The following is a 14,182-nucleotide window of genomic DNA, read 5'->3' as shown; positions in this document are numbered from 1 at the left end:
CACCCGCGCCCCCCGCGGACCCGGTCGTCCGCAGCCGGGCGCCGAATCTGGCGTAGGTCCCGAACGTCTCGCGCGCCCCCGTCCGGCCGGAGGTGCCGAAGCGGCCGTAGCCCCGGGCCGAGGTGCGGGCCGGGGGGTACCGCGGGTCGCGCGGGCGCAGCGCGAGGGCCGCGGCCGCCGAGGCGACGGCGGGCAGCACGGCCAGCAGGGTCAGGGCACCCGCCAGGGGGAGCGGGGTGCCGGCCGCCAGGAACTGTGCCGCCGCGCCGTCGAACGGCATGCCCGTGAGGTCGCCGCGCAGGTGGAGGAAGAAGAACAGCGCCACCGTCGAGCCGAGGGTGCAGGACAGCGCGGTCGTCGTCGCCGAGATCGCCATCAGCCGGGCCGGTCCGAGTCCGATCGCCGCGAGGCCGGTCCGCGGCCTGGTGGCCGGGTCGGTGCGGGCGACGGCCACCGCGAGCTGGACCGTGGCGGCCAGCGGCACCGCACACCAGGCAAGACGCAGCAGAAGCGTGCCGGCGGGGGTGTCCGGGTGGCCCATCGCGTAGCCGAGGCTGCCCAGCAGCAGGAATCCGGTGCCTGCCGAGGCGGCCGCCACCAGCAGGCGACGCAGTTGGACGGCCGGGTGGGCGAGGCGGCTCAGGCGGAGAGCGAGCACGCGGCCCGGCCTTCCGTCTCGGCCTCGGTGACCGGCGGCAGGTGCAGGGTGTGCACGCGCCGTCCGTCGAGCAGGGACACCCTGCGGTCGGCCAGGGCGGCGGTCTCCGCGTCGTGCGTGGCGAGGACGACCGTGATGCCGTGCGAGCGGGCCGCCGTGGTGAGGGTGCGCAGGACGTGGGCGCGGTCGGCGCGGTGCAGGGGGGCCGTCGGCTCGTCCGCGAACAGGACCGTGGGGGCGGGTGCGAGGGCCCGGGCGATCGAGACCCGCTGGCGTTCGGCCTGGCGCAGCTGGTGCGGGCGCCTGCGGGCGGTGTCGCCGATGTCGAGGCGCTCCAGCCACTCCAGGGCGGCCACCTTGGCCCGGCGGCGGCTGGTGCCGCGCAGCATCAGGGGCAGCGCCGCGTTCTCCCAGACGTTCAGCTCAGGCACGAGCACGGGCGCCGGGTCGATCCAGCCGAAGCGGTCCCGGCGCATGCGTTCCCGGGAGACGGGGCCCATGGTGTGCACGGGGACGCTGTTGAACCAGACCTCGCCGCGCCGGACCCGCACCAGGCCGGACAGACAGCGCAGCAGGGTGGTCTTGCCGCTGCCGCGCGGGCCGCTGACGGCGAGGATCTCGCCCTCCCGGACGCCGAGCGAGACCCCGGCGAGCGCGGGCGAGCCGTCGTCGTGCGTGAAGTGCAGGGAGCGTGCCCAGAGCACGTCGTTGTCCGGCGGGGCCTCCATAGGCGTACACCTCGGTTCAGATCCGTGATTTCCCTGCCTTCGTTACCCCGTCCGGGGGAACGAAGGCAGGGCCGATCGGTCACTGGCACGCTAGGCAGGCGACGGCGGGAGGCCGGACAGCACGCGGCCCCGGATCGCCGTTTCTCACTCGAACGGTCGATACCGGGGCCGGTGCCGATCATCCCTGGGGACGATCGACGCGAGGGGTCAGACGCGAGGGATCAGAGCTTGGTCCACGCCTCGGTCAGGGTCGCGCGCAGGATCTGCTCGATCTCGTCGAAGGTCTCCTGGTTGGAGATCAGCGGCGGGGCGAGCTGGATGACCGGGTCGCCGCGGTCGTCGGCACGGCAGTACAGGCCGTTCTCGAACAGCGCCTTCGACAGGAAGCCGTACAGGACGCGCTCGGTCTCCTCGGAGTTGAAGGACTCCTTGGTCGCCTTGTCCTTGACCAGCTCGATGCCGTAGAAGAAGCCGTTGCCGCGGACGTCGCCGACGATCGGCAGGTCGTGCAGCTTCTGGAGGGTCTTGAGGAAGTTGCCCTCGTTGTCCAGCACGTGCTGGTTGAGGCCCTCACGCTCGAACAGGTCGAGGTTGGCGAGTCCGACGGCCGCGGAGACCGGGTGGCCGCCGAAGGTGTAGCCGTGCAGGAACGTGTTGTCGCCCTTGTAGAACGGCTCGGCGATCCGGTCGGAGACGATGCAGGCGCCGATCGGGGAGTAGCCCGAGGTCATGCCCTTGGCGCAGGTGATCATGTCCGGGATGTAGCCGAACTTGTCACAGGCGAAGGTCGTGCCGAGCCGGCCGAAGGCGCAGATGACCTCGTCCGAGACGAGCAGCACGTCGTACTGGTCGCAGATCTCGCGGACGCGCTGGAAGTAGCCGGGCGGGGGCGGGAAGCAGCCGCCGGCGTTCTGCACCGGCTCCAGGAAGACCGCGGCGACGGTGTCCGGGCCCTCGAAGAGGATCTCCTGCTCGATCTGGTCGGCGGCCCAGCGGCCGAAGGCCTCGGGGTCGTCGCCGTGGATCGGTGCGCGGTAGATGTTGGTGTTCGGGACCTTGTGCGCGCCCGGCACCAGCGGCTCGAAGGGGGCCTTCAGGGCCGGCAGGCCGGTGATGGACAGGGCGCCCTGCGGGGTGCCGTGGTAGGCCACCGCGCGGGAGATCACCTTGTACTTGGTGTGCTTGCCCTTGAGCTTGAAGTACTGCTTGGCGAGCTTCCAGGCGGTCTCGACCGCCTCACCGCCGCCGGTGGTGAAGAAGACCTTGTTCAGGTCGCCCGGCGCGTGGTGGGCGAGACGCTCCGCCAGCTCGACGGCCTTGGGGTGGGCGTAGGACCACACGGGGAAGAAGGCCAGCTCGGAGGCCTGCTTGGCGGCGACCTCGGCCAGCTCCGTGCGGCCGTGGCCGGCCTGGACCACGAACAGACCCGCGAGACCGTCGAGGTAGCGCTTGCCCTTGTCGTCGTAGATGTAGGTGCCCTCACCACGGACGATCGTGGGGACGGGCGAGTTCTCGTACGAGGACATGCGGGTGAAGTGCATCCACAGGTGGTCGTACGCGGATCGGCTGAGGTCCTTGGTGCTCACGGTTATCGGGTTCCCCACATGTAGGTCTGCTTCTTGAGCTTCAGGTAGACGAAACTCTCGGTGGAGCGCACGCCGGGCAGGGCCCGGATGCGTTTGTTGATGACGTCCAGCAGGTGGTCGTCGTCCTCGCAGACGATCTCCGCGAGGATGTCGAACGAGCCCGCGGTCATCACCACGTACTCGACTTCCGACATGCCGGTCAGCGCTTCGGCCACGGGGTCGAGGTCGCCCTCGACGTTGACGCCCACCATCGCCTGCCTGCGGAAGCCCACGGTGAGCGGGTCCGTGACGGCGACGATCTGCATCACGCCCTGGTCCAGCAGCTTCTGGACGCGCTGGCGCACGGCCGCCTCGGACAGGCCGACGGCCTTGCCGATCGCGGCGTACGGCCGGCGGCCGTCCTCCTGGAGCTGCTGGATGATCGCGAGGGAGACGGCATCCAGGTGAGGAGTGCCGTTCCTGGGCTCGCGGGGCGAGTCCCTCTGGTCTGCGCTTCGACTGGCCACGGCTTCACTCTGCACGACGTCTCGACCGTTCCGCAAGGCTTTACCGATGAAATTCGTTGTCTGCGAGGCCCAAGTTTGCGGATTTCGCAGCGGTAGCCCGCTTGGGGGTGTTGAAAACGTGGGCCTGCGGATTAGGGTGGGTGTCTCAGCGATTGGACAGTTCGACCTGACAGGAGGCCGGCAGTGAGCACCGAGCTGCGTCGTCTGCGCAACTACATCGATGGTGAGTTCCGGGACGCCGCCGACGGACGGACCACCGAGGTGGTCAACCCCGCGACGGGCGAGGCGTACGCGACCGCGCCCCTGTCCGGAACGGCGGACGTGGACGCCGCGATGGCGGCCGCCGCGGCGGCGTTCCCCGCCTGGCGCGACACGACCCCCGCCGAGCGCCAGAAGGCCCTCCTGAAGATCGCGGACGCGTTCGAGGAGCGCGCCGAGGAACTCATCGCCGCCGAGGTGGAGAACACGGGCAAGCCCGTCGGACTCACCCGGTCCGAGGAGATCCCGCCGATGGTCGACCAGATCCGCTTCTTCGCGGGTGCCGCGCGGATGCTCGAAGGCCGCTCGGCCGGCGAGTACATGGACGGCATGACCTCGATCATCCGGCGCGAGCCGGTCGGCGTCTGCGCCCAGGTCGCGCCCTGGAACTACCCGATGATGATGGCCGTGTGGAAGTTCGCCCCGGCGATCGCGGCGGGCAACACGGTCGTCCTCAAGCCCTCGGACACCACCCCCGCCTCCACCGTCCTGATCGCCGACATCCTCGGCTCGATCCTGCCCAAGGGCGTCTTCAACGTCGTCTGCGGCGACCGCGAGACCGGCCGCGCGATGGTCGAGCACCCGACCCCGGCGATGGCCTCCATCACCGGCTCGGTACGCGCCGGCATGTCCGTCGCCGAGTCCGCCGCCAAGGACGTCAAGCGCGTCCACCTGGAGCTGGGCGGCAAGGCGCCGGTCGTGGTCTTCGAGGACACCGACATCGCCAAGGCCGTCGAGGACATCTCCGTCGCGGGCTTCTTCAACGCCGGCCAGGACTGTACGGCCGCCACCCGCGTCCTCGTCCAGGCGGGCATCCACGACGAGTTCGTGGCCGCGCTGGCGAAGGCCGCCGCCGAGACCAAGACCGGTCAGCCGGACGACGAGGACGTGCTGTACGGCCCGCTCAACAACCCCAACCAGCTCAAGCAGGTCTCCGGCTTCGTCGAGCGGCTGCCCGCCCACGCCAAGGTCGAGGCGGGCGGCCACCAGGTCGGCGACAAGGGCTACTTCTACGCCCCGACCGTCGTCTCCGGCCTGAAGCAGGACGACGAGATCATCCAGAACGAGGTCTTCGGACCGGTCATCACCGTCCAGTCCTTCACGGACGAGGACCAGGCGGTGGAGTGGGCCAACGGCGTCGAGTACGCCCTCGCCTCCTCGGTGTGGACCAAGGACCACTCCCGCGCCATGCGGATGTCCAAGAAGCTCGACTTCGGCTGTGTGTGGATCAACACCCACATCCCGCTGGTCGCCGAGATGCCGCACGGCGGCTTCAAGAAGTCCGGCTACGGCAAGGACCTGTCGGGGTACGGCTTCGACGACTACACCCGCATCAAGCACGTGATGACGTCGCTGGACGCGTGACGCACGGCGGGCCGGCGGCCCGCTGAGCACCTGTGTGCCGGACACGCGCGGCCCCGGACGGGAACTCCCGTCCGGGGCCGCGCCGTTCCCCCTGGCGGTACGGTCAGGCGCGCTCGTCGACACCGCTCGTGACGAGCGTGGGCCCACCGGACTCCTCGATCACGCGGCTCGTGACCTTGGTGGGCTTCCCCGGCTTCCCCGGCTTCCCGGGCTTGCCAGGCTCGCCCGGCAGGTCGGGCAGCGGCGGCAGTTCGGCACCGGCCGGGAAGGTGACGCCCGCCTTCGCCATGATCGGACCGCACGTCTTGAGCGCCTTCTGGTACCGCTTGGACGTCGGGTCGAACGTCCCGCCCTTGTCGGTGATCCTCACCTGCAACTGGACACGGCCCTTTGCGTCCTTGGACGCGTGGATGTCCGGGACGGTCTTCTGGCCCGCCCGGCGCATGCACACGGCGAACCTCTTGTTCGCCGCGTTGACGTCGCCGGGGGCGTCGGCGGTGGGGTGGTAGGCGACGCCGAAGCCGGTGGCCGGTCCGGCCTGGCCCGCCCCGGTGTGGCCCGCGCCGCCCGTCGTCCCGCCGCCGTGGCCTGCCTCGTCCTTCGTCCGCCCGCCCTGCTCGTGCACGACGGACGTGGCGGTCGCGGTGGTCGTACGGAGCTTCGCGCTCGTCGGGGCGCCGGCCGCCGACGCGGCGGACGCGGTGGCCGTGCACAGGGCGGCGGCCGACAGGACGGCGACGCCCAGAGTGAGCAACTGCGCCCGGGGTGCCGGAGCACGCATGGATTCCTCCTGAGGTAGGACGGATGGCTGTGGCCGCGGTGCTGCCGGTGCGGCCACGGCCTACGGAACCCGGTGGGCGGTTACGGCACGGGAACGGCCGCCCTTATACGGGTGTAACCGCGCCGACGGCCGCCCCCGCCGGGCCGTCCGCGCCGGGGGACCGGCCGCTCTTACGCGCGTGTAACCGGCGACCCACCACACTGGGCGCCATGCGTGTGCTGCTGGCCGAGGACCACCGGGAACTCGCCGAGACCGTGGCCGCCGGGCTGCGCCGGGAGGGCATGGCCGTCGACCTGGCGCTCGACGGTTCGACCGCCCTGGAGCGTGCCGAGGTCAACGGCTACGACGTCGTCGTGCTCGACCGGGACCTGCCCGTGGTCCACGGCGACCAGGTGTGCCGGACGCTGGCGGCCGGCGGCGGACGGGCCCGGGTCCTGATGCTCACCGCGTCCGGCACCGTGGCCGACCGGGTCGCCGGGCTCGGGCTCGGCGCCGACGACTACCTGCCCAAGCCCTTCGCCTTCGCCGAACTGGTCGCCCGGATCCGGGCGTTGGCCCGCCGTGCGCAGCCCGCCCTGCCGCCGGTGCTGGTCCGCGGTGAACTGCGGGTCGACCCGGCCCGGCGCGAGGCGAGCCGGGCCGGGTTCCGCCTGCCGCTCAGCCCCAAGGAGTTCGCCGTGCTCGAACTCCTGCTCTGCGCGCAGGGCGCGGCCGTGTCCACCGAGGAACTCCTCGAGCGGGCCTGGGACGAGGCCGCCGACCCCTTCAGCCAGACCGTCAAGGTGACCGTCAGCAGACTGCGCCGCAAGCTGGGGGAGCCACCGCTGATCGAGACGGTGGACCGGGCCGGGTACCGCATCCGATGACCGGCTCCGCCCAGTGGTTCGCGCGCAGCATCCGATGGCGTCTGACGCTCCTCTACAGCGCGCTGTTCGTGGCGGCCGGCGCGCTGCTGCTGGCCTTCGTCTACTTCCTCGCCGCCCACTCCGAGTCCGGCGCCAGGACGGTCACCTCCGTGCAGGGCCCCGGCCTCTCGGGCGGCGCCCTCGACCCGGCGGACCCGGGCACCCCGGCGGCGACCATCAACGCCGTCGCCGAGATCCTGCGCGAGGGCCAGCTGCACGACCTCCTCGTCGAGGGCGCCGTCGCGCTCGCCGTGATGGCGCTGGCCTCGCTCGCGCTCGGCTGGCTGATGGCCGGCCGGGTGCTGGCGCCGCTGCGCACCATGACGGCCGCCGCCCGCCGGATCTCCGCCGACAACCTGCACGAGCGGCTCGCCGTACCCGGGCCCGACGACGAGCTGAAGGCCGTGGCGGACACCTTCGACGACGTACTCGCCCGGCTGGAGGGCGCGTTCGAGGCACAGCGGCAGTTCGTCGCCAACGCCTCGCACGAACTGCGCACCCCGCTCACGCTCCAGCAGACCATCGTCGACGTGACCCTCGCCGACCCCGACGCCCGCGCCCCGGAGCTGCGGGCGGCGCTGCTGCGGGTGCGGGCTGCCGGGCAGGAACAGGAACGGCTGATCGAGGCGCTGTTGACGCTGGCCCGCAGCCAACGTGGCCTGGAACGAAGGGAGTCCGTCGACCTGGCGGCGATCGTGCGGGAGCATCTGCCGCGGTCGGGCCCGCGCGTCGAGGCCCGCCTGGAGTCCGCCCCCGTGCTCGGCGACCCCCAACTCGTCGAGCGGCTCGTGGTCAACCTCACCGAGAACGCCGTACGGCACAACCTTCCGGCGGGCGAGGGAGGTTGGGTCACCGTGTGGACGGGGACGGACGCGGCCGGCCGGGCCGGGCTGCGGATCGAGAACAGCGGTCCGGTGATCCCGGCCGACCGGGCCGAGGGGCTGTTCCAGCCGTTTCGCCGACTGGGGCCGGAGCGCGTCCGCAGCCGGGACGGGCTGGGCCTCGGACTGTCCATCGTGGCGGCCGTGGTCGCCGCGCACGGCGGCCGGGTGCTGGCCAGGACCCGGCCCCGGGGAGGTCTGGTGGTCGAGGTCGGCCTGCCCCGCTGTCCCGGCGCCCCGCCCGCCACCACGATGGAGCCGGAGGTGGCGGCGGCCCGCCGGGGCTGCTGACCGCCCGGCCCGGACTCGGGGGCGCCCGCCCGGCCCGGACTTGGGCGTGACCGCCCGGCCCCGGACATGGGGTTGGGGGAGACCTGAGGCGCCCATGGTCGACAAGATGTCGGGGCCGGGCCGCCGAGCTCGACGCAGCGTCGATTGTCCGGTCGTGCGCGTGACAGGCATGCTGTCCCGCATGTCCCCCATGTCTCTGCCTCGCAGCACCATGCCCGTCGCCCGTCGGACCCTCCTGCGCGCGCTGGGCGGGGGTGCGCTGCTGGGCGGACTCGCCGGCTGCGGTGTGCCCGCCGCGTACGTGGCACCCGGCGACCGGGCCGCCGCCGACCTCTCCGGCTCCGACAAGAGGCTGACCTGGGCGAACTGGCCGCTGTACATCGACACGGACGACGACGACACCACCGAGCGGCCCACGCTGAAGGCCTTCGGCAAGCAGACGGGGATCTCCGTCGACTACGTCGAGGAGATCAACGACAACGACGAGTTCTTCGGAAAGATCAGCCCCGCGCTGATGAACCACCAGTCGACCGGCCGCGATCTGATCGTCATCAGCGACTGGATGTGCGCGCGGTTCGTCCGGCTCGGCTGGGTGCAGGAGATGGACCGGGCCCGCCAGCCCCGGGTGGCGAAGTACCTCGACCCGCTGCTGCGCTCACCCGCCTTCGACCCGGGCCGCAGGTTCACGGTGCCGTGGCAGTCCGGCATCACCGGCATCGCGTACGACCGCCGCAGGCTGGGCCGGGAGATACGCCAGGTCTCCGACCTGTGGGCGGACGACCTGAAGGGTCGAGTCACCCTGCTGTCCGGACTCGACGAGTCGTTCGCGCTGCTGATGCAGGGCAACGGGGTCGACGTCACGCGGTGGACGGCCGACGACTTCCACACCGTCTGCGACCAGGTCGAGAAGTACGTCCACCAGGGCCGGATACGCCGCTTCACCGGCAACGACTACACCAAGGACCTGGTCAGCGGGGATGTACTGGCCTGCCAGGCGTACTCGGGCGACGTCATCCAGCTCCAGGCCGACAACCCCGACATCCGCTTCGTCGTCCCCGAGTCGGGCGCCGAGCTGTGGTCGGACTCCCTGATGATCCCCAACCTGGCCCGGCACAAGGCGAACGCCGAACGGCTGATCGACTTCTATTACGATCCCGAGGTCGCCGCGGAGCTCGCGGCCTGGGTGAACTACGTCTGCCCGGTCCCGGCGGCCCAGGAGGTGCTGGCCGCCTCCGACGACGAGGACACCGCCGCCCTCGCGGAGAACCCGCTGATCTTCCCCGACGCGACCATGCGCAAGCGGCTCGCGATCGCCCGGGACATCACCTCCGCCGAGCGCATGGAGTTCGCCAAGCGCTGGAACACGATCGTCGGCCTGTGACGCCGGCGGCTGAGGGGTCCTCGGCCACGGAGTCCTGGACCGGGGAGTCCTAGCGGCCGGCCAGGTCCAGGGGGTGGGCGGCCGGGCCCGGGCGGGTCCGTGCCTGGGGCGGGGCGAGCGTGCCGTGTCCCGCCGTGCAGACGACCACGGCTTCCACCGGCTCGCCGCACTCGCCGTGCACGACCTCCAGGGGGCTCCCCTCCGGGTCCGCCGCATGGCGGTCGCCCCACTGCTTCAGGGCGATCACCGCGGGCCACAGCTCCCAGCCCTTGCGGGTGAGCCGGTACTCGTGGCGGGTGCGGCTGCCGGGCTCGTTGTAGGGGACGGTGCGCATGATCCCCGCGGCGACCAGCTTGCGCAGCCGGTCGGCCAGCACGCTCTCGGACAGACCGACGTGCCGGCGGAAGTCGTCGAAGCGCCGCACGCCGTTCATGGCGTCCCTGACGACCAGCAGCGACCACTTCTCGCCGACCAGGTCGAGGGTCCGCTGGAGCGTGCAGTTGTCGGTGCTCGTCTCAAGCCACGTCATACCGCCATCGTAGGCAGACTGCGAGATTGACATCCAGAAGACGACCCCCCGCAACACTTTTGAACATGTTCAATAAAGGCGTACGCTCGGGCCATGAGCGACAGAGCCGCCCTGCTGAAGGGCATTCGCGTGTGGCTGGTCATCTTCGTCGTCTGCCTGGTGCTCAGCGGTGCCACGGCCTTCCCCCTGGTGCACGAACTGCGCTGGACCGAGGACCTGTTGCGGGCCCTGTCCGTCCCGGAGCGCCTGCCCGCCCTGATGGGCTGGATCGAGCGGGTGCGGACCGGACTGGACAGCGCCGACGCCGCGTACCCCTTCCTGCTGTACGGCACGGACTGGCTCGCGTTCGCGCACCTCGTCATCGCGGTCGCCTTCTACGGCCCGTACCGCGACCCCGTACGCAACATCTGGGTCGTGGAGTTCGCGATGATCGCCTGCGCCGGGATCATCCCGCTCGCGCTGATCTGCGGCCCCGTGCGGGGGATCCCCTTCTGGTGGACGGTCGTCGACATGTCCTTCGGGGTGTTCGGCGTGATCCCGCTGTACGTCGTGCGCAGGCGGATCAAGCTCCTGGAGGCGCTGACCTCCGCTCCCGCTCCCGTGCCCGCTACTTGAGCGCGGCGAGGGCGATCCGCAGGGACACCGGGTTCATCTCCTCGCCCTTGGCGTCCGTCGAGCCGACCGAGTAGACCACGGTCCGGCTCAGGTCGCGGGTCGCGGCGACGACCGTGCTGTAGCCGTACCGGGCGCCGGACTTGAGCCAGTACTCCCGCCCCTGGTACTCGAACCGCTGGAGCCCCGCGCTGTACGAGGCGCCCGGGACGCCGGACGGGACCGTGAACATCTCCGCCAGCTGCGGGCCGGGCACGATCCGGCCCCGGAAGAGCGAGGTGACCAGCCGCTCCAGGTCGGCGGTCGTGGAGATCATGTCGCCGGCCGCCCGACGGTCCGCCTGGTTCCACTCCGTCACGTCGACGAACTCCGTCGTCCCGTCGGCCCGCCGCACCGCCTGGTAACCGTGGTTGTGCGGGCCCCGGATACGCGGGTCGGCGCCGGGGAAGTATGTGTCCCGCATCCCGGCGGGGCGCAGCACGAGCCGGGTGGCCTCCGAGGCGTACGAGTGGCCCGTCACCTTCTCGACCAGCAGGCCGAGCACGGTGTAGTTGATGTTGAGGTAGTCCTGTCCGTGTCCGGGGCGGAACTCCGGCCCCTTGGCCACCGCCGACCGCACGACCTGGCGTGGGGTCAGGGTGTCGAAGCGGTGCGCGTACTGCTCCTCGAACGAGTCGCCCCAGCCGTCGCCCGCCCGGATGCCGCTGGTGTGGTTCAGCAACTGCCGTACGGTGATGGGCTCGAAGGCGGGAGTGAACAGGCCGGGCAGATAGTGCTGGACGGGCGTGCCCAGGTCGATCCGGCCCTGTGCGGCCAGCTTCAGCACGACCGCCGCCGTCACCACCTTCGTCGTCGAACCGGCCCGGAAGCGGGCGTCCGGGTCCGCCGCCCGGCCGCTCGCCAGGTCGTGCACGCCCGCGCTGCCGCGCCAGGCGCCGTCGGTGCCGCCGATCCGGACCAGCGCGGCGGTGGCGTCCGCGTCCGGCAGACCCGCGATCGCGGCGCGCAGCGCCTCGGCGTCCGGGCCGGTCGTGGTGTCGGCGGCGGACGCCCGGGCGGCCGCCGCGGGGGCGGCGAAGGCCGGGGCGGCCAGCGGGCCGGCCGTCAGCGCGAGGACGACGGAGGCGGCGAGGGCGAGGGTGCGACGGTGAGCGCGCATCGGATGCTCCTGAGGAGGTCGAGGCCGGATCTGCGAGCGGTTCGCGATCATCCTCGTGCCGTGCGCGGGCTGCCGGATCGTCTCCGAGGAGGGCGTCCGACCCTGGTTCTCCCCGGCCGATCGGCCTGCCGCGTAAGGGACTTGCCCGAGTGGGCTCCCCTAGGGGGCGGGGCGGCCGAATTCCCTGTTGTCCCGCAGTACGCGCAGGGCGTCGATGCGGTTGGTGGTGATGGAGTCGACGCCCAGGTCGATCAGACGGCGCATCGAGCGGCGGGTGTCGGGGGTCCAGACGGAGAGCAGTCGGCCGCCGTGGTGGACCCGGGCGGCAAGCTCGCGATCCACCAGGGTGAACCGGTAGTTGAGCCACCGCGGGCGTACGACGTCCAGCAGCGCGGGCCGCGGCGGCGCGAGGGACGTCCAGGTCAGGGCGATCTCGGCGGCCGGGTCGGCGGCCCGGACGGCGAGCATCGCCTCGGCGTCCGCGCAGTAGTAGGCGCGGTCCTGCGCACCGCAGCCGCGGACGACGTCCAGGACCGCCTGGGCCGAGCGGCGGCCGGCCAGACCCGGCAGATCGATCATCACCCGCAGTCCGTCCGTCGCGGCCAGTGCCTCCGCGAGCGTCGGCACTCCGCCCGCGGTCAGCGCCCGCACCTCGTCCGCGGTCAGGGAACGCAGCGGCCGGTCGTGTCCCCACAGCCGCTTCAGCGTCTCGTCGTGCAGCAGCACGGGGACGCCGTCGCGGGTGAGCCGTACGTCGAACTCGACCGCGTCCGCGCCCTGCTGGAGCGCGGAACGCAGCGAGTCGACCGTGTTCTCACGAAAGCGGTAGGGGTCGCCGCGGTGGGCCACGGCGGTCAGGGTCTGCATGGACCCCATTGTGCGCGAGTCAGCGCGCGAGCCACGCCGAGGTGTGGGCGTCGATCTCGGCGGCGATCCGGGCCTTGCCCGCCGCGTCCAGGAAGGACGCCTCGACGGCGTTCTTCGCCAGGTCGGCGACGCCCCGCTCGTCGAGGTCCAGCAGCCGCGCGGCCACGGCGTACTCGTTGTTGAGGTCGGTGCCGAACATCGGCGGGTCGTCGGAGTTGATCGTGACCAGGACCCCGGCCCGGGTGAACTCCTTGATCGGGTGCTCGTCGAGCGTGCGGACGGCGCGGGTGGCGATGTTGGAGGTCGGGCACACCTCCAGCGCGATGCGGTGCTCGGCGAGGTGGGCCAGCAGCCTGGGGTCCTTGGCGGAGCTGGTGCCGTGGCCGATGCGCTCGGCGCCCAGGTGGTTCAGGGCGTCCCACACCGTCTCGGGCCCGGTGGTCTCGCCCGCGTGCGGTACGGAGTGCAGCCCGGCCGCGATCGCGCGGTCGAAGTAGGGCTTGAACTGCGGCCGCGGCACACCGATCTCCGGTCCGCCGAGCCCGAAGGACACCAGGCCCTCGGGTCGCAGCCGGTCGTCGGTGGCGAGCCGGGCCGTCTCCTCGGCCGACTCCAGACCCGCCTCGCCGGGGATGTCGAAGCACCAGCGCAGCACGGTCCCGAACTCGGCCTCGGCCGCCTTGCGGGCGTCCTCGATCGCGTCCATGAAGGCGACCTCGTCGATGCCGCGGCGGGTCGAGGAGAACGGAGTGATCGTCAGCTCGGCGTAGCGCACCTGCTGCCGGGCCAGGTCCCGGGCCACCTCGTAGGTCAGCAGCCGGACGTCCTCCGGGGTGCGGATCAGATCGACGACGGACAGATACACGTCGATGAAGTGGGCGAAGTCCGTGAACGTGAAGTAGTCGGCCAGGGCCTCGGGGTCGGTGGGGACCTTGGAGTCGGGGTGCCGGGCGGCGAGTTCGGAGACGATCCGGGGGGAGGCGGAGCCGACGTGGTGCACGTGCAGTTCGGCCTTGGGCAGTCCGGCGATGAAGGCGTGCAGGTCGTGCGAGGCACGCGGGTCGCGTCCGGCGTCGGCGTGGGTGGTCATGGGGTCCTCCCCGGGGCGGGCGTCCCGGACGCTGTGGCGCCGGGCGGGACGCGGGTGATCGGCTGATCGACGACTCGGGGATCATCGTAGGCCGGGCCCCCGCCGGAAGAGCGAGGGCCTTAGCATGACGGCACGTACAACAGAGGGGACCCCGCGCATGTCCGACGACGCGTCGACGCCGGAGACAGCGGAGAACGCGGCCGCACACGGACCGGTTCCGGCCGATGGCACGGTTCCTCCGGTGTCCCTCGGCAAGCGGTCGGCGGACGGGGTGCCCGCGGACGCCGTGCAGGCGGACGGGGTGTCCACCGAGTCCGGGACCGCGCGGGCCGCCGGGGCCGGCGCGACGAATCCCTGGGCTCCGCCGACGGATTCGGCCGCGGGTGACGGGCCCGGCCACACCGTCGCCGCACCCGACTGGCCCGCTCCCGCCGCTCCGACCGTCCACGACCGGCAGCCGGCCGTGACCATGCCGGACGCGGGCGATGCCACGGCGCCCGGCGCGCCGTTCGGCGGCCCGGGCGGCACGTACCCCGCGGCACCCGGCGCCGGGACGGACCAGCCGTGGGCAGGTCCGTTCGCCCC

12 protein-coding genes and 3 pseudogenes are annotated in these 14,182 nt (G+C 72.1%); 6 read left to right on the top strand and 9 right to left on the bottom strand.

The window, feature by feature from the left end:
* The 4 genes and pseudogenes from FNH09_RS37020 to FNH09_RS37005 form a co-directional block, all read right to left on the bottom strand.
* Positions 1-658, bottom strand: a pseudogene (locus FNH09_RS37020) (hypothetical protein); the annotation flags it as partial.
* A complete protein-coding gene (locus FNH09_RS37015) occupies positions 640-1,386 on the bottom strand; it encodes an ABC transporter ATP-binding protein (protein WP_152894261.1) in 747 nt (248 codons plus the stop codon). The pseudogene FNH09_RS37020 and the gene FNH09_RS37015, both read right to left, overlap by 19 nt.
* 221 nt (positions 1,387-1,607) lie before the next feature.
* Complete coding sequence (locus FNH09_RS37010; RefSeq protein WP_162469672.1) at positions 1,608-2,972, bottom strand: aspartate aminotransferase family protein; 1,365 nt, start codon at positions 2,970-2,972, stop codon at positions 1,608-1,610.
* Between the two features lie 2 nt (positions 2,973-2,974).
* The gene (locus FNH09_RS37005) at positions 2,975-3,493 is read right to left on the bottom strand and encodes an Lrp/AsnC ligand binding domain-containing protein (protein WP_162469671.1); all 519 of its coding nucleotides are present in this window, start codon (positions 3,491-3,493) and stop codon (positions 2,975-2,977) included.
* A gap of 168 nt (positions 3,494-3,661) precedes the next feature.
* Here FNH09_RS37005 and FNH09_RS37000 point away from each other — a divergent pair, with 168 nt between their 5' ends.
* Positions 3,662-5,101, top strand: coding sequence for an aminobutyraldehyde dehydrogenase (locus FNH09_RS37000; RefSeq protein WP_162469670.1), 1,440 nt, complete (start codon positions 3,662-3,664; stop codon positions 5,099-5,101).
* A gap of 103 nt (positions 5,102-5,204) precedes the next feature.
* On the opposite strand, the gene FNH09_RS36995 is transcribed toward FNH09_RS37000, so the two are convergent.
* A complete protein-coding gene (locus FNH09_RS36995; protein ID WP_202919835.1) occupies positions 5,205-5,882 on the bottom strand; it encodes a hypothetical protein in 678 nt (225 codons plus the stop codon).
* A 209-nt stretch (positions 5,883-6,091) separates the two neighbouring features.
* On the opposite strand from FNH09_RS36995, the gene FNH09_RS36990 reads away from it, so the two are divergent.
* The 3 genes from FNH09_RS36990 (at position 6,092) to FNH09_RS36980 (ending at position 9,340) form a co-directional block, all read left to right on the top strand.
* Entirely contained in the window at positions 6,092-6,748 is a 657-nt protein-coding gene (locus FNH09_RS36990; protein WP_152894259.1) for a response regulator transcription factor, read from the top strand.
* Positions 6,745-7,959, top strand: a complete 1,215-nt coding sequence (locus tag FNH09_RS36985; RefSeq protein ID WP_152894258.1) for a sensor histidine kinase — start codon at positions 6,745-6,747, stop codon at positions 7,957-7,959. The genes FNH09_RS36990 and FNH09_RS36985 overlap by 4 nt, the downstream gene beginning before the upstream one ends.
* 190 nt (positions 7,960-8,149) lie before the next feature.
* Positions 8,150-9,340, top strand: coding sequence for a polyamine ABC transporter substrate-binding protein (locus tag FNH09_RS36980; protein WP_152894262.1), 1,191 nt, complete (start codon positions 8,150-8,152; stop codon positions 9,338-9,340).
* A 49-nt stretch (positions 9,341-9,389) separates the two neighbouring features.
* Here FNH09_RS36980 and FNH09_RS36975 read toward each other — a convergent pair whose 3' ends face one another.
* Entirely contained in the window at positions 9,390-9,869 is a 480-nt protein-coding gene (locus tag FNH09_RS36975) for a winged helix-turn-helix transcriptional regulator (protein ID WP_152894257.1), read from the bottom strand.
* A gap of 93 nt (positions 9,870-9,962) precedes the next feature.
* Between FNH09_RS36975 and FNH09_RS36970 the strand changes: the two genes are divergently transcribed.
* Complete coding sequence (locus tag FNH09_RS36970; protein ID WP_152894256.1) at positions 9,963-10,484, top strand: hypothetical protein; 522 nt, start codon at positions 9,963-9,965, stop codon at positions 10,482-10,484.
* On the opposite strand, the gene FNH09_RS36965 is transcribed toward FNH09_RS36970, so the two are convergent.
* The 3 genes and pseudogenes from FNH09_RS36965 to FNH09_RS36955 form a co-directional block, all read right to left on the bottom strand.
* Positions 10,477-11,640 (bottom strand): serine hydrolase domain-containing protein, encoded by a 1,164-nt coding sequence (locus FNH09_RS36965; RefSeq protein WP_152894255.1) that lies wholly within the window; start codon positions 11,638-11,640, stop codon positions 10,477-10,479. The two genes, FNH09_RS36970 and FNH09_RS36965, sit on opposite strands and share 8 nt — an antisense overlap.
* 159 nt (positions 11,641-11,799) lie before the next feature.
* Positions 11,800-12,507, bottom strand: a complete 708-nt coding sequence (locus FNH09_RS36960) for a glycerophosphodiester phosphodiesterase (RefSeq protein ID WP_152894254.1) — start codon at positions 12,505-12,507, stop codon at positions 11,800-11,802.
* Between the two features lie 19 nt (positions 12,508-12,526).
* Positions 12,527-13,656 (bottom strand): annotated as a pseudogene (locus FNH09_RS36955) (adenosine deaminase).
* A 98-nt stretch (positions 13,657-13,754) separates the two neighbouring features.
* On the opposite strand from FNH09_RS36955, the pseudogene FNH09_RS36950 reads away from it, so the two are divergent.
* Positions 13,755-14,182: pseudogene (locus FNH09_RS36950) on the top strand (hypothetical protein); the annotation flags it as partial.

The sequence above is a fragment of the Streptomyces adustus genome (genome assembly GCF_009377175.1).
In the GTDB taxonomy this organism is placed as follows: domain Bacteria; phylum Actinomycetota; class Actinomycetes; order Streptomycetales; family Streptomycetaceae; genus Streptomyces; species Streptomyces adustus.
Note: the sequence above shows the minus strand (reverse complement) of the source record. Positions and strands in the feature narration are given on the sequence as shown.